We start from the raw sequence: 19,590 nt of genomic DNA on the forward strand, positions 1-19,590 counted from the left end.
GGCATGCTCCTCACGATCGACGTAGGCAACACGCACACGGTTCTGGGCCTGTTCGACGGCGAGGACATCGTCGAGCACTGGCGGATCTCGACGGACGCGCGCCGCACGGCGGACGAGCTGGCGGTGCTGTTGCAGGGCCTGATGGGCATGCACCCGCTCCTGGGCGACGAACTGGGCGACGGCATCGACGGCATCGCGATCTGCGCGACGGTTCCTTCGGTGCTGCACGAGTTGCGCGAGGTGACCCGGCGCTACTACGGCGACGTGCCCGCCGTCCTGGTGGAGCCGGGCGTGAAGACGGGCGTGCCGATCCTGACGGACAACCCGAAGGAGGTCGGCGCGGACCGGATCATCAACGCGGTGGCGGCGGTCGACATGTACGGCGGGCCCGCGATCGTCGTCGACTTCGGTACGGCGACGACGTTCGACGCGGTGTCCGCGCGCGGGGAGTACGTCGGCGGTGTCATCGCGCCCGGTATCGAGATCTCGGTCGAGGCGCTGGGCGTCAAGGGCGCGCAGCTGCGGAAGATCGAGGTGGCGCGGCCGCGGAGCGTGATCGGCAAGAACACGGTCGAGGCGATGCAGGCCGGCATCATCTACGGGTTCGCGGGTCAGGTCGACGGGGTCGTCAGCCGGATGGCGCGGGAGCTGGCGGAGGATCCGGACGATGTGACGGTGATCGCCACGGGTGGGCTCGCGCCCATGGTGCTGGGGGAGTCCTCGGTGATAGACGAGCACGAACCGTGGCTGACGTTGATCGGGTTGCGATTGGTGTACGAGCGGAACGTGTCGCGTATGTGACTCGGGGTGGGGGCGGGCGTCGGAGGTTGTTCGCCCCCGCCGCCCCTACCTGAGGAACCGCACGTCCGCCCGGGTGGCTCCGTGCGCCACACCCGGCCGCCCTGTGTCGAGTTTGTCTGATTAGCGCGTATTGTCGCCGCATGCCCACGCCATACGGATCCCGCGGCGGCATGGCGTTCGGTGTGGAGGAGCTGCGTGTGCTCCGCCGCGCTCTCGCCCTCGCCCTTCAGCCCACGCCCGCCTCGGCCGAGGACGTCCAGGACTGCCTCCTCCTCGCCGGCACCCTCGACGAGGCCATGCGCGAGGGCGCCCGGCTGCGGGCCTTCCTGGTGGCCGACCTCGCCCGGTACCGCGCCGCCCTGCCCGGCACCGCCGCCGGCTATCTCACCCTCCTGGAGGAGGCGCTGCGTGCCGGATACCGCCCGCACCCGGACGACCTCGCCGCCCTGAGGGCCCTGCGTGGCAATCCCGTCGCGGCGGCCCTGCTGAACCGTTGCCAGGCGCCGGCCGAGCAGGACGCACGCGCCCGTCCGGCCCCTTTCGCGACCCGTCCGGCAGTCCAGTCCACCCCGGCCGTCCCCGCCTCCCGTACGCCCCTCCTGGCCCTCCCTGAGGGGCGCTGCGCCACCGCCGAGGACCCCGCGGCGCGGAGGGCGCCCCGGCAGCGCGACGCCGGAGCCCCGGACCTCGTCAAGGATCCGGCCACGGAACCCGCGAGGAAACCCGCGCAGAAGCCCGCCGAGCGGCCCGAACGGCCCGCCCCCAAGCCCGCACCCGCCACCCCCAAACCGTCGCGTCCCATCCCCACACCCGGTGAGGTCTTCCCGCGCCGCAAGCCGGCCCCGCCGCCCGCCAACCCGCCGCAGCAGCTGGCCGCCGGCTGAGTCCGGCCGGCCCGTTTCGCCCCACCCCGCCCCGCCCGTCCCCCGGCCCGTGGCTACTCTGGACGCATGGACTACGTCTCCGCGCTCCTGCCCCCGGCTGTCATGGCCGTGTTCTTCATCGGCCTGATCAGGGTGATCGTGAAGACCCAGGGCGGGGCCAACAAGGCCAAGGAGGACGCGGCCGTCGACGCCGCCCTCGCGCGCGCGGAGGGCGTCCGGCAGAACTCCGGGGACAACTCCTCCCGCGCCACCGACGCCTGAGCCCCGCCGCAGCCCTGGCCCGGGCCCACGCCCGCGGCCGCAGCAGGCGACGCCGCCACCGGCGTACGACTCCCACGCTTTCCGAGTCGTGCGCCCTTTATGTGCCGATTGACGTGGAAGCGCACGTTCGCCAGGCCAATGTCGGGAAGTCCCACTATGGTGCTGAGCTGTGCCTCGCCCATTGGGAGAACTCGAAGACGCGGTCATGACGCGGGTGTGGAAGTGGAACCGCCCGGTGACCGTTCGAGAAGTCCTGGAAGATCTTCAGCAGGAACGGTCCATCGCCTACACCACGGTGATGACCGTTTTGGACAATCTCCATCAGAAGGGCTGGGTGCGCCGTGAGGCCGAAGGCCGGGCCTATCGATATGAGGCGGTCTCCACACGGGCCGCCTACGCCGCCGCGCTGATGAACGACGCCTGGTCGCAGAGTGACAACCCCGCCGCCGCTCTCGTCGCGTTCTTCGGCATGATGAGCGACGAACAGCGGCGGGCCCTGCGGGACGCCGTTCGCATCGTCCAGGGGCCCGAAACAGCCGAACCGGCCCCGGAGACCTCAGGCGATTCCGCCGCCTCGGATACCCCTGCCCCCGATACCACCGCGCCCGATACCACTGAGGAGAACCCCGGCTCGGCACCGGGCGGCCGCGGGCGATAGCGTCCGCTCATGTCAGCAGAGAGCCCCTCACCGGAGAGCCCCGAAGTCACCGCAAAAGCCATCACCGTCCGGCGGGCCCGCACCAGCGATGTCCCGGCCGTACGTCGTCTCCTTGACGAGTACGTCCGCGCCCGCATCCTGCTCGACAAAGCCACGGTGACGCTTTACGAGGACATCCAGGAGTTCTGGGTCGCCGAACGCGACGACAACGGCGAGGTCGTCGGCTGCGGCGCCCTGCACGTGATGTGGGAAGACCTCGCGGAAGTCCGCACTCTCGCGGTGAAGCGCGGCCTGAAGGGCGCCGGCGTCGGCCATCAGTTGCTGGAGAAGTTGCTGCACACCGCGCGCTGGCTCGGCGTTCGCCGCGTTTTCTGTCTGACCTTCGAAGTCGACTTCTTCGGCAAGCACGGCTTCGTCGAGATCGGTGAGACGCCCGTCGACACCGATGTCTACGCGGAGCTGCTGCGTTCCTATGACGAAGGCGTCGCGGAGTTCCTCGGTCTCGAACGAGTGAAACCGAACACCTTGGGCAACAGTCGCATGCTTCTGCACCTGTGATCGCCGACGGGACCCGTATGGGAGGCGTATGGGAGCCGTATTCAGCCCGCCGGAGCCCTGCCCCGGTGCCCTATGTCCGAAACGCGCATGTTTCCGGACTGGGGCGGGCCCGTCAGTCTCTCCCGGGGGTTTGTGTTTTTCCAGCAAAAGCGGTTTGCTTTCCGACGTACTGCAGTACTGCATATAACAGGGGACGGCGAAACGGCGGACGCCGCAGACCCCCGGCCCACAAGTTATGGATGAAAGGAAATCCGGTGGCACAGAAGGTTCAGGTCCTTCTTGTCGATGACATCGACGGCGGCGAGGCGGACGAGACCGTCACGTTCGCGTTGGACGGCAAGACGTACGAGATCGATCTCACGACCGCCAATGCGGACAAGTTGCGCGGTCTTCTCGACCCTTACGTGAAGGGCGGCCGTCGTACCGGAGGCCGTGCTTCGGGTGGGCGTGGAAAGGCGCGCGCCGCTTCCGGTGGCAGCCAGGACACCGCGCAGATCCGCGCGTGGGCGAAGGAGAACGGTTACGAGGTCAATGACCGCGGCCGTGTTCCGGCGTCCATTCGCGAGGCATACGAGAAGGCCAACGCCTGATCCCGGCAGCTACGAGCCGGCCAAGGACTGGGTGCGTGCGCGCCGCAGCCACAAGCGGTGGCACTGCGTTGCCACCGTGTCCACCACTCTTACGAGATCGGGGGCGCCCCCACCGCCCCCGCAGCTCCCCATGGCCGACAGAGTCGGCAGCGAGGCCTCGACCTCGCACCCAGGCTCGGGGGGTCGCAGCCACACGGCGGCCCCCTGCGGGGCGCCGGCCCATCCCCGCGGAGGGGGCGGCGGCGCGTCCATGAGACCGCCCTCGCCGATCACCGTGAGGTCGAGCGGGAGCGCACCCCACTCCAGCCAGTCCAGCACCCCGGGCAACTCCTCCGCGCTGCCCGCGGCCACCAGCAGCCGCATCCGGTCGCCCCTCAGCGCCACCGGAGAGCTCGGCGCCAGGTGGCGCAGCGCCGCGTGGCCCGCCTCGGCCGGCACATCGAGAACGTCGAAACGCAGGCCCACGACCAGCCGTACCGGAGTGCCGGCGGGACTTCCGGGACGCGCGGGCACCGTCGGCCACCCCAGTTCGTTCTCGTACCACCGGCGGACCCGATCGCTCGGATCGAGCGGCCGACGGGGAAGCGGGATCGTCGTGACCGGGGGAAGGGTGCCAACCATGCCAAGCGCAACCGCCGAAGAGGCGCGCGAGTTACGTTGGGTATCTGCGCAAGTGCGCAAAGTGCCGAAAGAGGGGGCGTGCGGGGGTGTGGGGAAGCGCGAGGTTGTTCGCCCATAGCGGAGCGAACCGGTGCGCGCGGCATGGACTGTCGGTCCGAGCGGGTAAGACATCCCTAGTGGGAGGGGGCGACACGCAGAAAAGGGCGTCTCACGTTCGCCATGGGCGTACTGATGGTGAGAGTAACCACCTGGCCTGCGGGAACATCGTCTCGCACCATCAGGTTGGAGCAGATGTCGGCGTTAGCGGGGTCAGGAGGCCATCGACGGTGTCGGCAGTAGGAATGAGCGGTCCCCGCTTGCGGGACTAAGCTGCGGAAGGACAGGGAGGGGAAGTTCCCCCCACTGCCTGACCGCTCTGAGGAGCGATTAACGATGTTCGAGAGGTTCACCGACCGCGCGCGGCGGGTTGTCGTCCTGGCTCAGGAAGAAGCCCGGATGCTCAACCACAACTACATCGGCACCGAGCACATCCTCCTGGGCCTGATCCACGAGGGTGAGGGTGTCGCCGCCAAGGCCCTTGAGAGCCTCGGGATTTCGCTCGAGGCGGTCCGCCAGCAGGTGGAGGAGATCATCGGCCAGGGCCAGCAGGCCCCGTCCGGGCACATCCCCTTCACCCCCCGTGCCAAGAAGGTCCTGGAGCTGTCGCTCCGGGAGGCCCTTCAGCTGGGCCACAACTACATCGGCACGGAGCACATCCTGCTCGGCCTGATCCGTGAGGGCGAGGGCGTCGCCGCCCAGGTCCTGGTCAAGCTGGGCGCAGATCTCAACCGGGTGCGGCAGCAGGTCATCCAGCTGCTCTCCGGTTACCAGGGCAAGGAGACCGCCACCGCCGGCGGGCCTGCCGAGGGCACCCCCTCGACGTCCCTGGTCCTCGACCAGTTCGGCCGGAACCTCACCCAGGCCGCTCGTGAGTCCAAGCTCGACCCGGTCATCGGGCGCGAGAAGGAGATCGAGCGGGTCATGCAGGTGCTGTCCCGCCGTACGAAGAACAACCCGGTCCTGATCGGTGAGCCCGGCGTCGGCAAGACCGCCGTCGTGGAGGGTCTCGCCCAGGCCATCGTCAAGGGCGAGGTGCCCGAGACCCTCAAGGACAAGCACCTCTACACCCTGGACCTCGGCGCGCTGGTCGCCGGCTCCCGCTACCGCGGTGACTTCGAGGAGCGCCTGAAGAAGGTGCTCAAGGAGATCCGCACCCGCGGCGACATCATCCTGTTCATCGACGAGCTGCACACGCTGGTCGGTGCGGGTGCCGCCGAGGGCGCCATCGACGCGGCTTCCATCCTGAAGCCGATGCTGGCCCGCGGCGAGCTGCAGACCATCGGTGCGACCACGCTGGACGAGTACCGCAAGCACCTGGAGAAGGACGCGGCCCTCGAGCGCCGCTTCCAGCCCATCCAGGTCGCGGAGCCGTCCCTGCCGCACACGATCGAGATCCTCAAGGGTCTGCGTGACCGGTACGAGGCTCACCACCGCGTCTCCATCACGGACGAGGCGCTGGTCCAGGCCGCCACCCTGGCCGACCGGTACATCTCGGACCGCTTCCTGCCGGACAAGGCGATCGACCTGATCGACGAGGCCGGTTCCCGGATGCGCATCCGCCGGATGACCGCGCCGCCGGACCTGCGCGAGTTCGACGAGAAGATCGCCGGCGTCCGCCGCGACAAGGAGTCCGCGATCGACTCGCAGGACTTCGAGAAGGCCGCCTCCCTGCGCGACAAGGAGAAGCAGCTCCTGGCCGCCAAGGCCAAGCGGGAGAAGGAGTGGAAGGCCGGCGACATGGACGTCGTCGCCGAGGTCGACGGCGAGCTGATCGCCGAGGTCCTCGCCACGGCCACCGGCATCCCGGTCTTCAAGCTGACCGAGGAGGAGTCCTCGCGTCTGCTGCGCATGGAGGACGAGCTCCACAAGCGGGTCATCGGCCAGGTCGACGCCGTCAAGGCGCTGTCGAAGGCGATCCGTCGTACGCGTGCGGGTCTGAAGGACCCGAAGCGTCCCGGTGGTTCGTTCATCTTCGCCGGCCCGTCCGGTGTCGGTAAGACCGAGCTGTCCAAGGCGCTCGCCGAGTTCCTCTTCGGCGACGAGGACGCGCTGATCTCCCTCGACATGTCGGAGTTCAGCGAGAAGCACACGGTGTCGCGTCTCTTCGGTTCCCCGCCCGGATACGTGGGTTACGAAGAGGGCGGCCAGCTGACCGAGAAGGTCCGCCGCAAGCCGTTCTCCGTCGTCCTCTTCGACGAGGTCGAGAAGGCCCACCCGGACATCTTCAACTCGCTGCTGCAGATCCTGGAGGACGGTCGCCTGACCGACTCCCAGGGCCGGGTCGTGGACTTCAAGAACACGGTCATCATCATGACGACCAACCTCGGCACCCGGGACATCTCCAAGGGCTTCAACCTCGGCTTCGCCGCCGCGGGTGACACCAAGTCCAACTACGAGCGCATGAAGAACAAGGTGTCGGACGAGCTCAAGCAGCACTTCCGCCCCGAGTTCCTCAACCGCGTCGACGACGTGGTCGTCTTCCCGCAGCTGACTCAGGACGACATCCTCCGGATCGTGGACCTGATGGTCGGCAAGGTGGACGAGCGCCTGAAGGACCGGGACATGGGCATCGAGCTCTCCCAGTCCGCCAAGGAGCTGCTGTCCAAGAAGGGTTACGACCCGGTGCTGGGTGCGCGTCCGCTGCGTCGCACCATCCAGCGCGAGATCGAGGACTCGCTCTCGGAGAAGATCCTCTTCGGCGAGCTGCGTCCCGGCCACATCGTGGTCGTGGACACCGAGGGCGAAGGCGAGGCCAAGACCTTCACCTTCCGAGGTGAGGAGAAGTCGGCGCTGCCGGACGTCCCGCCGATCGAGCAGGCGGCCGGTGGGGCTGGGCCCAACCTGAGCAAGGAGGCGTAAGCCTCCGGGCAACAACGCCAGAAGGGGCCGGTGCTTTCGAGCACCGGCCCCTTCGGCATGCGCGCGGCTTACTTCCGCATGCCTGCGACCTACGACAACTGACCGTCGTAGTCCGGCAGTTTGTACGTCCTCTCGGCGTGGCCGCCCGACAGGTCGGTGGCGCTGTTGCCGATGTTCGCGATGATCGTGTAGCCCTTCGACTCGATGTCGACGCGCTGAGCGGTCTTGTACTCCGCGACGTTCTTGAAGAGGTCGGCGAAGCTGCGCACGTAGAGCCCGGAGACCTCGTAACCGACGTGCTTGAGGTTGTAGTCGGTCACCGAGTGGATGATCCCCGGACGGGCCGTCACGAAGAAGAGCGAGACGCCGTGTTCCTGGGCGTACTCGGCGACCTCCAGGACCGGCGCGTTGGCCGGCTGCGGATAGCTGAAGCCGAAATCGGTCTCCAGGGTGGTGTTGTCGATGTCGAAGACGATCGCCTGCTTCTCGCCCGGCTTCGTGTTCGCGATCCGCTGCTTCAGATAGGGCAGGGCCTGGTCCATCAGGGCCTGGCAGTCCTTCTGCCAGGTCGCGTAGTCGACGTCCTCGGCTGCGGCGGCGGCCGTGGCGGTCGTGGAGGTGCTCATGGTCGTCGTCGCGGCCTCGGCGGGGACGGCCAGCGCCACGAGGGCGGCCGCGGAGACGGCGGTGACGGCTGCGCGGCGCGCCCAGAGGCGTCGTCTGCTCATGTGGGGGGTTCCTCTCACGTCCGTAAACGCTGCAGTTGTCGAGTGCATGCTCGTCGGAGATGGTGGCGCGAGGGGAACCGTAGGGTTACTGGACGGTAAGTGGCCAGAGACGTAGCTCACATGGCGAGTACAACTTGAAGATCGAAGATCCCCCGGCCGGTGACATGCCGCACAGGCGATTTGTCCGTTACTAGGGGGAATAGTGGAAACGGGGAAGCGGGTAAAAGGGGCTTTCGGGTCGGAATCTCCGGGCAGGTTCCGCCGTATTGGGTGTATTTCTGCCTGATGGCTGGTCTGTCAAGAAGTAAGGGTTTTTAGGGAGAAGTACTAGCTTTCGTCGTAGATCACGTTTTTGGGGGTTTGTGGCGCCCCGGGTTACCAAGGGATGGCCATCCGGCGAATGACCAACGCGTCGGGTGGTTTTCCCTGTCGCCGTCCCCATGAGGTTTTCGATGTCATCGCGTTCCCTGTCCCGTTCTTCCCGTACGTCCCTGCTCCGCACTCGCGCCGCCGTGCTCGTCGGCGGCCTGGGAGCCTCGGTCGTGCTGGGGGCCGGGGTCGCGGCCGCCGCCGATACGAACGCGGCCGCAAGCACCGCCACTGCCGTCCAGGCTCAGGCCGCCGCGCAGGCCAAGGCCGTGAAGGCCACCGAGGCGAAGGCCGCGCAGGCCAAGGCCGCCAAGGCTGCCGCCGGCGCGAAGGCCAAGGCCGCGGCAGTGAAGAAGGCCGCCGCGAAGAAGACGCCCTCCTGGGTCGACCCGGTGCAGAAGTACAAGCTGTCCGCCAGCTTCGCCCAGGCCGGCGGTATGTGGCAGTCCACCCACAGCGGGCAGGACTTCGCCGTGGCGAGCGGTACCAAGGTCGTGGCCGCGCACGGTGGAACCGTCGTCAAGGCGGGCGGCAACGGCGCCGGTGACGGGCCCGCGTACGGCAACGCCGTCGTCATCAAGCACGGCAACGGGACCTACTCCCAGTACGCCCACCTGTCCCGGATCGACGTGAAGGCCGGCCAGATCGTCAAGACCGGTCAGCGCATAGCCCTGTCCGGCAACACCGGCAACTCCAGCGGCCCGCACCTGCACTTCGAGATCCGTACGAAGGCGAGCTACGGGTCGGCCATCGACCCGGTCGCCTTCCTGCGCTCCAAGGGCGTGACGGTCTAAGGAGCCTGGCCGCCGCGGTGCGCCTGCGTCACCAGGTCGATCGCGACCTCGAGGATCGCCTTGCGCTTTTCCTCGGGGTCGCCCTCGAGGTCCTTGAGGACGTGCATCCCGGCGTGCATCGTGAACAGAGCGCTGATGCAGCGGACCTGGTCGACCAGGTCCGCGTCCGGGTCGACGATGATGTCGCGCATGGAGAGCATGCGGTTCTTGAACATCTCGCCGATGCTCAGTTCCCGTACCGTCGCCTGGTTCTCCTGCATGAAGCGGAACAGGGGTGCCGCGTCGGTCAGGGCCTGGCCGTAGCGGCGTACGATCTCCTGCTTCGTCTCGAGGGTCTGCGGCTGCTGCCTACCCCACTCGATCAGGTCCTCGATCGGTTTCGTCAGGTCCTCGAAGAGGCTGACGATGATCTCTTCCTTGGTCTTGAAGTGGTAGTAGAGCGCCGCCTTCGTGACCTCCAGACGCTCGGCGATCTCCCGCAGGGAGGTCTTCTCGTAGCCCTGCTCGGCGAAGAGTTCGAGCGCCACGTCCTGGATGCGCTGGCGGGTGTTCCCGCGGCGCCGCTGCTTGGTGCCGTCCATGGTGCCGCCCATCCTCGTACTCCTCGCGCTTTCCGAAAAACTTACTTGACGCCCGGCTAGCTACGCACCTACCTTCCGAGTGTAGTCAACTAGCCGGGCGACAAGTAAGTAGTCGGCCGAGGGTGGGACCCAGGGGAGTGGGAAGAATGACGGACACAGCGGCGGGTGACACGGTCGACCCGGAGGCGGAAAAGCAACCCAGGAGCGTGCGGGTCGTCCTGCTCGCGCTGATGATCACAATGATGCTCGCGATGCTCGACAACATGATCGTGGGCACCGCGATGCCGACGATCGTGGGTGAGCTGGGCGGGCTCGAGCACCTGTCGTGGGTGGTCACCTCCTACACGCTGGCCACCGCCGCCTCCACGCCCCTGTGGGGCAAGCTCGGCGACATGTACGGGCGCAAGGGCGTCTTCATGAGCTCGATCGTGCTCTTCCTGATCGGGTCCGCGCTGAGCGGCATGGCCCAGGACATGGGGCAGCTCATCGGCTTCCGCGCCGTCCAGGGGCTCGGCGCCGGCGGTCTGATGGTCGGCGTCATGGCGATCATCGGTGACCTGATACCGCCCCGAGAGCGCGGCAAGTACCAGGGCATGATGGCCGGCGTCATGGCGCTCGCGATGATCGGCGGACCGCTGGTCGGCGGCACCATCACCGACCACTGGGGCTGGCGCTGGGCCTTCTACATCAACCTGCCGCTCGGCGTCGTGGCGCTCACCGCGATCAGCGTCGTCCTGCACCTGCCGAAGAAGCGGGCGCAGGCGCGGATCGACTACCTGGGCGCCGGGCTGCTGACCGTGGGCATCACCGCCATCGTGCTCGTCACCACCTGGGGCGGCACGGAGTACGCCTGGACCTCCGCGCGGATCATGGAGCTCATCGGGATCGGTGTCGCCGCGCTCATCGGGTTCGTGTTCTGGCAGACGAAGGCCGCCGAGCCGGTCGTGCCGCTGCACATCTTCCGCAGCCGCAACTTCACGCTCATGTCGATCATCGGCTTCATCACCGGCTTCGTGATGTTCGGCGCGACCCTCTTCCTGCCGCTGTACCAGCAGTCGGTGCAGGGCGCCTCCGCGACCAACTCCGGGCTGCTGCTCCTGCCGATGCTCGGCGCCATGCTCGTCACCTCGATGATCGCGGGGCGGGTGACCACGAACACCGGCAGATACAAGGTCTTCCCGGTCGTCGGCAGCGTGCTGATGGTCGTCGGGCTGTACCTGCTGTCGCTGATGGACACGGACACCTCGCGCCTGACGTCCGGTGTGTACATGGCCGTCGTCGGTCTCGGCATGGGCTGCCTGATGCAGATCACCATGCTGGTCGCGCAGAACAGCGTGGAGATGAAGGACATGGGCGTCGCGTCCTCGTCCACCACCCTCTTCCGTACACTCGGTTCCTCCTTCGGCGTCGCGATCATGGGCGCGCTGTTCAACCATCGCGTCCAGGACGTCATGACCGAACGGGCCGGCGCGCTGGGTTCGAAGGTGACCGAGCAGTCCGCGCAGCTGGACGCGGCGAGCCTGGCGAAGCTGCCGGCGGCGGCACGCGAGGCGTACCAGCACGCGGTGTCGGCCGGCACGCACTCGGCGTTCCTGCTGGGGGCCGCCGTGGCCGTGGTCGCGCTCGTGGCGGCGGTGTTCGTGAAGGAGGTCCCGCTGAAGGGCGCGGAGCCGCAGAAGACGGGCGAGGATTCGGCGGACGGTACGGGGGCGCCGGCGCCGGTGATCGAGGCGGTCTGACCGATCTGTGGGGAGGCCTCCGGCGGGTTTGTGCCGGGGGCCTTCACCTTGGAGGCCCGCCCCGCACTCCGACCCCGCGTTGTCAGTCCCCCATGCCACCATCGGCCCATGGACAAGATGCGGCAGGTGCGGCTGGCCAAGGACGCCATGGACCGTGACTGGGCCGACCCGGAGCTCGACCTGGACGCGGTGGCCGCGCACGCGGGCTACTCGCGCTACCACTTCGTCCGGGCCTTCCGGGAGACGTACGGCGAGACGCCCGGCCAGTACCTCACGCACCGCCGTATCGAGCGCGCCGAGGAGATGCTTCGGGGCGCCGATCTGTCGGTCACCGAGATCTGTCATCTGGTCGGCTTCAGCAGCCTCGGCACCTTCTCCGCCCGCTTCAAGGCGCGCACCGGACTGACCCCGAGCGAGTACCGCGCCAAGCATGTGGGCCGCGGCGCCTCACTCATCCCCGGGTGCTACGCGATGCTGTGGGCCGGCGGCTTCCCCACCGGGAGAACCACCGCGAGAACCGCGACGAGTACCGAATGACGAGTACCGAATCCAGTACCGCAACATTGAAGAAGCACCCCGCCGCCCACCGTGCCTACGGTGACGAACAGGAACCGACAACCCCGGACGGGAGAGCAGAGCCGTGATCAAGGGCCTGGGCATCACCACCGTATGGACCTTCGACCAGCAGCGGACCAAGGCCTTCTTCACCGAGAAGCTCGACTTCGAGGTGCGCAACGAGGTCGAGATGGGCGACATGCGCTGGGCCACCGTCGGCGCCAAGGAGCAGCCGGACGTGGAGCTGGCGCTGATGAGCCTCGACGGGCCCGGCCTGGACCCCGAGTCGTCCGAGGCGCTGAAGAAGCTGGTGAACAAGGGCGTCATCGGCGCCGGGGCGTTCCGCACCGACGACTGCCGCGGTGACTACGCGACCTTCAAGGCACGCGGGGTGGAGTTCATCCAGGAGCCGCAGGAGCGGCCGTACGGCATCGAGGCGATCTTCCGCGACGACAACGGCAACTGGTACTCACTGACCCAGCGCAGCGAGGAACTCGACTTCTCGAAGGACTTCGGCTGACGGGTCCCGCGAGAGCTACGGCAGCATCGGATAGCTCCCCGTGTTCGTCGGCGCGTGCTCCGGCAGCCACAGCACGGCGACCGCGCCCTCCGCGGGTATGTCCTCCGGCGCGCCGGCCGGCCGTACGTTGCGGAAAGTCAGCCGGGCGCCCAGCACCCGGGCCTGCCCGGCCGCGATGGTCAGGCCCAGGCCGTGGCCGCGGCCGGCCCGGTCGGTGCTGCCCGTGCGGAAGCGGCTCGGGCCTTCGGCGAGCAGGTTCTCGGGGAAACCGGGGCCGTGGTCGCGGACCCGGATGACCCGGCCCTCGACGCTGACCTGGATCGGCGGCTTGCCGTGCCGGGCGGCGTTGGCGAGCAGGTTGAACAGCACGCGCTCCAGTCGGCGCGGGTCGGTCGTGACCTCCGACTCGTGCACCACCCGCACCTCGATGTCGGGGTCCTTCGCCGCCACCCGTCGGCTGACGAACTCGCCCAGCATGATGTCCTGCAACTCGGCCCGCTCGGAGGCGCCGTCGAGACGGGCCACCTCCAACACGTCCTCGACCAGCGTGCGCATGGCCTTCGCCCGGTCCAGGACCAGCTCCGTAGGGCGGCCCGGCGGCAGCAGCTCGGCCGCCGTCAACAGCCCGGTCACCGGGGTGCGCAGCTCGTGCGCGATGTCGGCGGTGACCCGGCGCTCCGCCTCCAGGCGCCGCTGCAACGTGTCCGCCATCGCGTCCACCGCCCGCGCCAGGTCGTCGGTCTCGTCCCGCACGACCCCGCCGATGGCGTCCCGCACCCGTACGTCCGGCTCGCCCTTGGCGACCCGGTTCGCCGCGGCCGCCGCCTTGCGCAGCCGGCGCGAGAGCTGGCCGCCGATGAGCACGCCGAGCGCGCTGCCGCCGAGGACGACCGCGATGGAGCCGATCACCAGGGCCTGGTCGAGGTCGTTGAGGATGTCCGTGCTGCGGTCGGTGAACCCCGTGTGCAGGGACAGTACTTTCCCGCCCTTGACCGGTACGGCGGCCCAGATGTCCGCCACGCCGTTCGGCCGGTCGGAGACGTAGGTCGCCCGGCGCCCCTGCTCGACCTTCGCGCGCAGTTCCTCCGGCAGCTGAGGGTCGTCGATCTTGATGTTGGGGAAGTTCGGCCGCTCGGCGAGTTCGTAGTTGCGCTGCGCGATCTGGACGCGCTCGTCGGCGAGGTCGCGCGCGTTGTCCAGCATCGAGACCCGGGCCGCGTTGTGCACGACGAGACTGAGCGCGATCGCCACCAGCGCGCCGACCAGGGCGATGGCGGCGCTGAGCTTCCATCTCAGCCCCGTACGCAGGCCCAGACTCTCGGTGGTCGGGCGTCGAAGATTCCCCCTCATACCTGTGACACTCCTGCTCAGGCCTTGAGCTTGTAGCCGAAGCCGCGGACCGTCTCGATCCGGTCCTGGCCGATCTTGGTACGCAACCGCTGCACATGGACGTCGACCACGCGCGTGTCCCCGCCCCAGCCGTAGTCCCACACGCGCTCCAGCAGCTTGTCCCGCGACAGGACCGTGCCCGGCGCGGAGGAGAACTCCAGCAGCAGCCGCATCTCGGTCGGCGTCAGCGCCACCGGCTGTCCCGCCCGGCGCACCTCCATACCCTCGGTGTCGATCTCCAGTTCGCCGAAGGTCAGCAGGCCGCCGCCGGCTCCCGGGGCGCCGGACTCGTCCGTACGGTCGCCGCCGCTCGCGTGTCCGAAGCGGCGCAGCACCGCGCGGATCCGGGCGACCAGGACCGCGCCGTCGAACGGCTTGGTCACGTAGTCGTCGGCGCCCGCCTCCAGGCCCAGCACGACATCGATCGAGTCGGCGCGCGCCGACAGCATGATCACCGGCACGGTCGACTCGTCCCGGATCCGCCGGCACAGGCTGACGCCGTCGAGGCCGGGGACCATGACGTCCAGCAGGGCGATGTCGGGGCGGTTCGCGCGGAACGACTCCAGGCCCGACAGCCCGTCGGGCATGGCGGTGACCGCGAAGCCGTCCCGCTCCAGGGCGAGCTGGGTCGCCTCGCGGATGACGTCGTCGTCCTCGACGAACAGGACGTGGGTCTGGTCTGCCATCCCGCTGCTCTCAGTCCTCGTGTCGTTGCTCGGTGGTCGTTGCTCAATGAGTGATCGGATCGGGCGGCCCGATCGGTTCACACCGCCGTGAATCGGCGGGTCACCGGCGGGTCACCGGCGGATCAGCTGTCCGGCACCGGCGTGGGATCGCCCCCGACGGCGTGGCTGTACTCGGTGCGCGTGCTGTACTTCTTGGTGAACCGGTCGGAGGTCCAGAGGTAGGTGCTCACCACCTCGCCGGACGGACTCGACACCGGGTCGCCCTTCTCGTACACCTGTTTGGTCACCACGAGGTAGCCGCGGTCGATCTCCGCATAGGCCGGAGGCTCCTCGACCTTGAAGACATTCTGGTAGGAACCATCCTCCTCGCGATACACGTACGAGCCGATACCGACCGCGTCCCCGCAGGTCAGCACATTGACGACGACGTCGTCGGCGGATCCTCCGGTCAGGTCCCCGTACGACACGTCGACGGGGTACTGGTCGGCGGCGCACGGTTTCAGCTCGCGCTTGACCTCCGCGGAGACCCGCGGATCGTCCTTGATGATCCGGACCGCGTCGACGGTGTCGAGGGTCTTACTGGGAGCGGGCGAGGGTGACGCGGCGACGCCCGCGACCGAGTCGGAGCGGGCCGGCCCCTCGTCCCGGGCACCGGTGCCGCCGGTGCCGCAGGCGGAGACGAAAAGGGCGAGGGCGGCGAGCACGGCCACCGCCGTGATCACCGCCTGAAAGGTCCCTCGGGCCGGTGTCGGCCCGGGCCCCGGGGGTTCGCTTCCGTGAGATCCGCCGGATCCGTCGGAGTCCCCACCCGTGCGCCCGGTGCCACCGGCGCGACCGGTACCACCGGCCGCAGTGCCTAGGCCGCGCAACGCTCCCGCTCCTCACGCTCCAGCGCGCGTGCGTCCAGATCGCGGGCCTCCAGCTCCTCGCGGAGCCGGGCGAGCGCCCGGTGCAGCGTGCTCTTGACCGTTCCGGCCGACATGCCGAGGGCGGCGGCCGTCTCCTCCGTGGACATCTGCTCCCAGTGTCGCAGCACCACGACGCTGCGCTGCTTGGGAGCCAGCACCGTCATGATGTCCATCAGCAGGGCGCGGTCCGCGTGCTGTTCGGTGGAGTCGTCGACCGAGGCGTCCGGCAACTGCTCGGTCGGCACCTCCTCCAGCTTCCGCGCCCGCCACCACTCGGTCCGGGTGTTGATCATCACGCGGCGCAGGTAGGCGTCCGCGAGCCGCTTGTCCGCTATGCCGTCCCAGCGGCCGTACGTCCGTACCAGCGCCGTCTGCAGCAGGTCCTGCGCGTCGACCGGGTCCGGTACCAGCCGGCGGGCACTGCGCAACAGCGCGTCCTGCCGGGTGCGGACGTACTCCTCGAACTCGAGCACCTCGCCCTGCGCCATGTCGACCGCCTCCTGCTCCCCGTTGCCGATCGGCCTGTTCGCCGTCGGTCTCTCCGTCGTCCCGGTCTGCCGGGCACGGGAATGAAGTTACGGAGGCGTTGTCACGGGGCTGTCCGAAGCAGCGCGCGGCTAGCACTCGGCTGTCCGTCGGTTGTGTAACAGAAGGAGGAAACGGGTAAATGGGCGAACCGAATCACTCCGGTACGGGGTGATTTGGCATGAGGTCGGGTCGGAAGCTATGTCAACGGCAGCCGATACAAACCACCCGGCAGCGGCTCCACCAGACCGTCCGCGACGAGACCGTCCAGTGCTCGGGCGCGCTGCACCGGCTCGGGCCACACCTGGTCCAGGGTGGCCTGCGGGACGGGCCGGTGGGCCTCGCGCAGGACGGCGAGCAGTTTGCCGCGTACCTGGCGATCGGTGCCGGCGTAGGTCTGGCCGCGGCGCGGCGGCCCCTCGTGCTCCGGCTTGCCCGCGAGCCGCCAGGCGCACTGCGCGGCGATCGGACAGCGGTGGCACGTCTCGTTCTTGGCCGTGCACACCAGCGCGCCCAGCTCCATGGAGGCGGCGGCCCAGCGGGCGGCGGTCCGCTCGTCCTCGGGCAAGAGCGCGCGGGCCAGCTTGCGTTCGGCGGCGGTGGTCGCGTTCGGCGGGTACTGCACGCCGGTGACGGCCCGCGCGAAGACCCGGCGGACGTTGGTGTCCAGCACCGCGTGCCGCTGCCCGTACGCGAAGGAGGCGACGGCCGCGGCCGTGTACTCCCCGATGCCGGGCAGCGCGAGCAGCTGGGCGTGGTCGGTCGGTACGTCGCCGCCGTGCCGTTCCGCTATGGCGAGGGCGGCGCCGTGCAGCCTGAGGGCGCGGCGCGGATAGCCGAGCCGGCCCCAGGCGCGGACGGCCTCGCCGGGGGCCTCCCGGGCCAGGTCGGCGGGGCGTGGCCAGCGGGCCAGCCAGTGCTCGTAGACGGGCAGGACGCGATTCACCGGCGTCTGCTGCAACATGAACTCACTGACCATCACCCCCCACGGTCCGGCTTCCGGCCGCCGCCAGGGCAGGTCACGGGCGTGTTCGTCGAACCAGGAGATGACAGGGGAGTGCAGCGGCTCGCCGGGGGCGTCGCCGAGAGGGCTGTCGATGCTGTACGGGGGCTTCGTGGGCGCAGTCATGGCCTTCCGATCCTGCCATGCGAGGGCGGGAACTGGGGTGTACCGCCACGGAGCCACACCACCTGACGATCGACAGAGGTGCCACACCCACCGCCGCTTGTAACGTCGGGCGGATGGAAGGTCCTCGGTTCTGGAGCGTCTGCCTCCTGTGGGTGGCCCTCGCGCTGCCCGCGCTCACGGCGGACGGCCTCGGGCTGAACGAGCCGCGCCCCGCGTGGCAGCAGGCGGCCGGGCTGGGCGTGCTCGCCGCGGCGGTCGCGCTCGCCCGACGGGGTCCCCTGGTGGCCTTCGGGCTGACGGCCGTACTGAGCCTGCTCACCGCCCCCGCCCTGTTCACCGTCTCCTACGGCCCCGCCCTCGGCGTCCTCGCCCTGCTGCTCGGTCTGCGGGCGATGCGGGTGCGTCCGGCGGCGCTGGTCTTCGTCGCCGTGGGCTGCGCCAGCACCGTGAAGATCGCCCTCGTCGGAGTCGACCCGGCACCGGAATGGGTGGTGCTGACGGGCACGCTGCTCTTCGGCTGCGTCTTCCCCTGGCTCGGCGGCCGCTACTGGCGGCAGAGCCGTGAGCTGGCGGCGGCGGGCTGGACGCGGGCCGCCCGCCTGGAGGACGAGCGGCGCGGCGCCGAGGAGCGGGCGCGGCTGCGCGAGCGGCCCGGATCGCCCAGGACATGCACGACTCGCTGGGCCACGAACTGAGCCTGATCGCCCTGCGCGCGGGCGCTCTCCAGGTGGCCGCCGATCTCCCCGACCAGCACCGCGCCGCGGCGGCCGACCTGCGCGCGGCCGCCGCCGACGCCACGGACCGGCTGCACCGCATCATCGGCGTCCTGCGGGAGGACGACGAGCCGGTGCCGCTGACGCCGGCGGGCGAGAGCGTGGAACAACTCGTCGCGCGCGCCGCCGAGTCGGGGCTTCCGGTGCGCTGGGAACCGGCCGGGTCCGGTACGGCCGTACAGGCGGGCGGCGTCGCCGAACGGATCCTGCACCGGGTGGTGCGCGAGTCCCTGACCAACGCGGCCCGGCACGCGCCGGGCGCACCGGTGACCGTCACGGCGGCGGAGGAGGCGGGCGGCACGACGGTCACGATCACCAACGGGCGGGCCACACAGAAGAGTTCCCCGTCCGCCGGCGGCTCCGGACTGCTGGGTCTGCGCGCCGCCGTCACCGAGGCCGGCGGCGACTTCACGGCGGGGCCGCACGGAGACGGGTTCCGGGTCCACGCCCACGTCCCCGAACAGCCGACGCCGAGGTCACCCCGTACCGCCGTCCCCTCGGCGCCCTTCACGCGCGCCCGCCGCCGTGTGGTCGTCACCATCGCGGCCGCCGCCTGCGCGGGCGTCGTCCTGGTCGGCGGGGCCTTCGGCTGGTACGCGTACACGGAGACGCACTCGGTCCTTCAGCCCGCCGCGTACGCGAAGCTGCCCCTGGGCGCCACGGCCGACGAGATCGCACCCGTGCTCCCGGACCGCACCGTCCGCGACACCCCCGTCGAACGGGCACCGGCACAACCCAGCGGCACCGACTGCCGCTACTACCGGGCGAGCGGCGAACTCTTCGTCTCCGTCGAACACTTCAGACTGTGTTTCGACACCGAGGGGCGGCTCGTCGCCAAGGATGTGATCCCCAGGGTCGGGCTGTCCGGCGAGGGACGCGAAGAGTATGAGGAGTTCGCACGGTGATCCGGGTACTGCTGGCCGACGACGAGGCGATGGTCCGCGCGGGAGTGCGCGCCATCCTGGGGAGCAGCGGCGAGACGGAGGTCGTCGCCGAGGCGGGCGACGGGCGCGAGGCGGTCGACCTGGCGCGGGCCCACCGCCCGGACGTGGCCCTGCTCGACATCCGTATGCCGGGCCTGGACGGGCTGGCCGCGGCGGAGGAGATCGTACGGGCGGTTCCCGGCACGGCGGTCGCGATGCTCACCACCTTCTCCGAACAGGCGTACGTGGCCCGGGCGCTCGGCGGCGGCGCCACCGGCTTCCTGCTCAAGTCAGGGGACCCGTACGAGCTGATCGCGGGGGTACGGGCGGTCGCGGGCGGCGGCGCCTTCCTGTCCCCGAAGGTCGCCCGGTACGTCATCGAGGGCCTCGGCGGCAGCGACGGCCGCCTGGGACGCGAAGCCGCCGCACGCGCGCGTGTGCAGGAGCTCAGCCCGCGTGAGCGGGAGGTCCTGGGCCTCGTCGGTGCCGGACTGTCCAACCCGGAGATCGCCGCCCGGCTGCACCTGGTCGAGGGCACGGTGAAGGCGTACGTGAGCGCGGTCCTCGACCGGCTGGGGGTGCGCAACCGGGTGCAGGCGGCGATCGTGGCGTACGAGGCGGGGTTGGTGGAATTGTGAGG

At 69.6% G+C, this 19,590-nt stretch carries 22 protein-coding genes; 14 read left to right on the plus strand and 8 right to left on the minus strand.

The window, feature by feature from the left end; all coding sequences use genetic code 11:
- Positions 1-3 precede the first annotated feature (3 nt).
- From Q4V64_RS29770 to Q4V64_RS29795, 6 genes are all read left to right on the plus strand, one after another.
- Complete coding sequence (locus Q4V64_RS29770; RefSeq protein WP_124440191.1) at positions 4-801, plus strand: type III pantothenate kinase; 798 nt, start codon at positions 4-6, stop codon at positions 799-801.
- Positions 802-971: 170 nt separating this feature from the next.
- Positions 972-1,685 (plus strand): hypothetical protein, encoded by a 714-nt coding sequence (locus tag Q4V64_RS29775; RefSeq protein ID WP_124440253.1) that lies wholly within the window; start codon positions 972-974, stop codon positions 1,683-1,685.
- A 66-nt stretch (positions 1,686-1,751) separates the two neighbouring features.
- Positions 1,752-1,946, plus strand: a complete 195-nt coding sequence (locus Q4V64_RS29780; RefSeq protein WP_124440190.1) for a hypothetical protein — start codon at positions 1,752-1,754, stop codon at positions 1,944-1,946.
- Positions 1,947-2,115: 169 nt separating this feature from the next.
- Entirely contained in the window at positions 2,116-2,604 is a 489-nt protein-coding gene (locus tag Q4V64_RS29785; protein ID WP_124440189.1) for a BlaI/MecI/CopY family transcriptional regulator, read from the plus strand.
- A gap of 9 nt (positions 2,605-2,613) precedes the next feature.
- Entirely contained in the window at positions 2,614-3,162 is a 549-nt protein-coding gene (locus tag Q4V64_RS29790; RefSeq protein WP_124440188.1) for an amino-acid N-acetyltransferase, read from the plus strand.
- A 254-nt stretch (positions 3,163-3,416) separates the two neighbouring features.
- A complete protein-coding gene (locus tag Q4V64_RS29795; RefSeq protein WP_037717519.1) occupies positions 3,417-3,752 on the plus strand; it encodes an Lsr2 family protein in 336 nt (111 codons plus the stop codon).
- A gap of 9 nt (positions 3,753-3,761) precedes the next feature.
- On the opposite strand, the gene Q4V64_RS29800 is transcribed toward Q4V64_RS29795, so the two are convergent.
- Positions 3,762-4,373 carry an SCO3374 family protein gene (locus Q4V64_RS29800; protein ID WP_124440187.1) on the minus strand — a complete coding sequence of 204 codons (612 nt, stop codon included), beginning with the start codon at positions 4,371-4,373 and terminating at the stop codon, positions 3,762-3,764.
- A gap of 432 nt (positions 4,374-4,805) precedes the next feature.
- Here Q4V64_RS29800 and Q4V64_RS29805 point away from each other — a divergent pair, with 432 nt between their 5' ends.
- The gene (locus Q4V64_RS29805; protein ID WP_124440186.1) at positions 4,806-7,331 is read left to right on the plus strand and encodes an ATP-dependent Clp protease ATP-binding subunit; all 2,526 of its coding nucleotides are present in this window, start codon (positions 4,806-4,808) and stop codon (positions 7,329-7,331) included.
- Positions 7,332-7,420: 89 nt separating this feature from the next.
- Here Q4V64_RS29805 and Q4V64_RS29810 read toward each other — a convergent pair whose 3' ends face one another.
- Positions 7,421-8,059, minus strand: coding sequence for an HAD family acid phosphatase (locus tag Q4V64_RS29810; protein WP_124440185.1), 639 nt, complete (start codon positions 8,057-8,059; stop codon positions 7,421-7,423).
- A 452-nt stretch (positions 8,060-8,511) separates the two neighbouring features.
- Here Q4V64_RS29810 and Q4V64_RS29815 point away from each other — a divergent pair, with 452 nt between their 5' ends.
- Positions 8,512-9,222 carry a M23 family metallopeptidase gene (locus tag Q4V64_RS29815; protein WP_124440184.1) on the plus strand — a complete coding sequence of 237 codons (711 nt, stop codon included), beginning with the start codon at positions 8,512-8,514 and terminating at the stop codon, positions 9,220-9,222.
- Here Q4V64_RS29815 and Q4V64_RS29820 read toward each other — a convergent pair.
- Positions 9,219-9,815, minus strand: coding sequence for a TetR/AcrR family transcriptional regulator (locus Q4V64_RS29820; protein ID WP_124440183.1), 597 nt, complete (start codon positions 9,813-9,815; stop codon positions 9,219-9,221). The genes Q4V64_RS29815 and Q4V64_RS29820 overlap by 4 nt on opposite strands.
- A 134-nt stretch (positions 9,816-9,949) precedes the next feature.
- On the opposite strand from Q4V64_RS29820, the gene Q4V64_RS29825 reads away from it, so the two are divergent.
- The 3 genes from Q4V64_RS29825 to Q4V64_RS29835 all read left to right on the plus strand — a co-directional run bounded on the left by Q4V64_RS29825 (position 9,950) and on the right by Q4V64_RS29835 (position 12,617).
- Entirely contained in the window at positions 9,950-11,542 is a 1,593-nt protein-coding gene (locus Q4V64_RS29825; RefSeq protein WP_124440182.1) for an MDR family MFS transporter, read from the plus strand.
- Positions 11,543-11,659: 117 nt separating this feature from the next.
- On the plus strand, positions 11,660-12,079 hold the full coding sequence (locus tag Q4V64_RS29830; RefSeq protein ID WP_253266953.1) for a helix-turn-helix transcriptional regulator: 420 nt from the start codon (positions 11,660-11,662) through the stop codon (positions 12,077-12,079).
- Between the two features lie 103 nt (positions 12,080-12,182).
- Complete coding sequence (locus tag Q4V64_RS29835; RefSeq protein ID WP_124440180.1) at positions 12,183-12,617, plus strand: VOC family protein; 435 nt, start codon at positions 12,183-12,185, stop codon at positions 12,615-12,617.
- A gap of 15 nt (positions 12,618-12,632) precedes the next feature.
- On the opposite strand, the gene cseC is transcribed toward Q4V64_RS29835, so the two are convergent.
- From cseC to Q4V64_RS29860, 5 genes are all read right to left on the minus strand, one after another.
- Positions 12,633-13,967, minus strand: a complete 1,335-nt coding sequence (gene cseC, locus Q4V64_RS29840; protein ID WP_124440179.1) for a two-component system sensor histidine kinase CseC — start codon at positions 13,965-13,967, stop codon at positions 12,633-12,635.
- A gap of 17 nt (positions 13,968-13,984) precedes the next feature.
- The gene (cseB, locus tag Q4V64_RS29845; protein WP_124440178.1) at positions 13,985-14,692 is read right to left on the minus strand and encodes a two-component system response regulator CseB; all 708 of its coding nucleotides are present in this window, start codon (positions 14,690-14,692) and stop codon (positions 13,985-13,987) included.
- A 122-nt stretch (positions 14,693-14,814) separates the two neighbouring features.
- A complete protein-coding gene (locus Q4V64_RS29850) occupies positions 14,815-15,414 on the minus strand; it encodes a hypothetical protein (RefSeq protein WP_124440177.1) in 600 nt (199 codons plus the stop codon).
- A 134-nt stretch (positions 15,415-15,548) separates the two neighbouring features.
- Positions 15,549-16,088 (minus strand): SigE family RNA polymerase sigma factor, encoded by a 540-nt coding sequence (locus Q4V64_RS29855; protein WP_124440176.1) that lies wholly within the window; start codon positions 16,086-16,088, stop codon positions 15,549-15,551.
- A 236-nt stretch (positions 16,089-16,324) separates the two neighbouring features.
- On the minus strand, positions 16,325-17,254 hold the full coding sequence (locus Q4V64_RS29860) for an A/G-specific adenine glycosylase (RefSeq protein WP_124440175.1): 930 nt from the start codon (positions 17,252-17,254) through the stop codon (positions 16,325-16,327).
- A 113-nt stretch (positions 17,255-17,367) separates the two neighbouring features.
- Between Q4V64_RS29860 and Q4V64_RS29865 the strand changes: the two genes are divergently transcribed.
- Genes Q4V64_RS29865 through Q4V64_RS29875 form a run of 3 tightly spaced genes read left to right on the plus strand, consistent with a single transcriptional unit; the run spans position 17,368 to position 19,588 of the window.
- On the plus strand, positions 17,368-17,949 hold the full coding sequence (locus tag Q4V64_RS29865; protein ID WP_253266950.1) for a hypothetical protein: 582 nt from the start codon (positions 17,368-17,370) through the stop codon (positions 17,947-17,949).
- Positions 17,922-18,932 carry a sensor histidine kinase gene (locus tag Q4V64_RS29870; protein WP_253266949.1) on the plus strand — a complete coding sequence of 337 codons (1,011 nt, stop codon included), beginning with the start codon at positions 17,922-17,924 and terminating at the stop codon, positions 18,930-18,932. The genes Q4V64_RS29865 and Q4V64_RS29870 overlap by 28 nt, the downstream gene beginning before the upstream one ends.
- On the plus strand, positions 18,929-19,588 hold the full coding sequence (locus tag Q4V64_RS29875) for a response regulator transcription factor (protein ID WP_124440174.1): 660 nt from the start codon (positions 18,929-18,931) through the stop codon (positions 19,586-19,588). Before Q4V64_RS29870 ends, Q4V64_RS29875 begins: the two co-directional genes overlap by 4 nt.
- The last annotated feature ends 2 nt before the right edge of the window (positions 19,589-19,590 follow it).

This window comes from Streptomyces sp. NL15-2K (genome assembly GCF_030551255.1).
Lineage (GTDB): Bacteria > Actinomycetota > Actinomycetes > Streptomycetales > Streptomycetaceae > Streptomyces.

Excerpts from the sequence above, each read along its gene's own strand:
- Q4V64_RS29780 (WP_124440190.1), top strand. The coding sequence starts at position 1,752 with ATGGACTACGTCTCCGCGCTCCTGCCCCCGGCTGTCATGGCCGTGTTC.
- Q4V64_RS29870 (WP_253266949.1), top strand. The coding sequence starts at position 17,922 with ATGCACGACTCGCTGGGCCACGAACTGAGCCTGATCGCCCTGCGCGCG.
- Q4V64_RS29775 (WP_124440253.1), top strand. The coding sequence starts at position 972 with ATGGCGTTCGGTGTGGAGGAGCTGCGTGTGCTCCGCCGCGCTCTCGCC.
- cseB (WP_124440178.1), bottom strand. The coding sequence starts at position 14,692 with ATGGCAGACCAGACCCACGTCCTGTTCGTCGAGGACGACGACGTCATC.
- Q4V64_RS29825 (WP_124440182.1), top strand. The coding sequence starts at position 9,950 with ATGACGGACACAGCGGCGGGTGACACGGTCGACCCGGAGGCGGAAAAG.
- Q4V64_RS29800 (WP_124440187.1), bottom strand. The coding sequence starts at position 4,373 with ATGGTTGGCACCCTTCCCCCGGTCACGACGATCCCGCTTCCCCGTCGG.
- Q4V64_RS29820 (WP_124440183.1), bottom strand. The coding sequence starts at position 9,815 with ATGGGCGGCACCATGGACGGCACCAAGCAGCGGCGCCGCGGGAACACC.
- Q4V64_RS29790 (WP_124440188.1), top strand. The coding sequence starts at position 2,614 with ATGTCAGCAGAGAGCCCCTCACCGGAGAGCCCCGAAGTCACCGCAAAA.
- Q4V64_RS29805 (WP_124440186.1), top strand. The coding sequence starts at position 4,806 with ATGTTCGAGAGGTTCACCGACCGCGCGCGGCGGGTTGTCGTCCTGGCT.
- Q4V64_RS29860 (WP_124440175.1), bottom strand. The coding sequence starts at position 17,254 with ATGACTGCGCCCACGAAGCCCCCGTACAGCATCGACAGCCCTCTCGGC.
- Q4V64_RS29865 (WP_253266950.1), top strand. The coding sequence starts at position 17,368 with ATGGAAGGTCCTCGGTTCTGGAGCGTCTGCCTCCTGTGGGTGGCCCTC.
- Q4V64_RS29770 (WP_124440191.1), top strand. The coding sequence starts at position 4 with ATGCTCCTCACGATCGACGTAGGCAACACGCACACGGTTCTGGGCCTG.
- Q4V64_RS29855 (WP_124440176.1), bottom strand. The coding sequence starts at position 16,088 with ATGGCGCAGGGCGAGGTGCTCGAGTTCGAGGAGTACGTCCGCACCCGG.
- Q4V64_RS29810 (WP_124440185.1), bottom strand. The coding sequence starts at position 8,059 with ATGAGCAGACGACGCCTCTGGGCGCGCCGCGCAGCCGTCACCGCCGTC.
- cseC (WP_124440179.1), bottom strand. The coding sequence starts at position 13,967 with ATGAGGGGGAATCTTCGACGCCCGACCACCGAGAGTCTGGGCCTGCGT.
- Q4V64_RS29830 (WP_253266953.1), top strand. The coding sequence starts at position 11,660 with ATGCGGCAGGTGCGGCTGGCCAAGGACGCCATGGACCGTGACTGGGCC.
- Q4V64_RS29815 (WP_124440184.1), top strand. The coding sequence starts at position 8,512 with ATGTCATCGCGTTCCCTGTCCCGTTCTTCCCGTACGTCCCTGCTCCGC.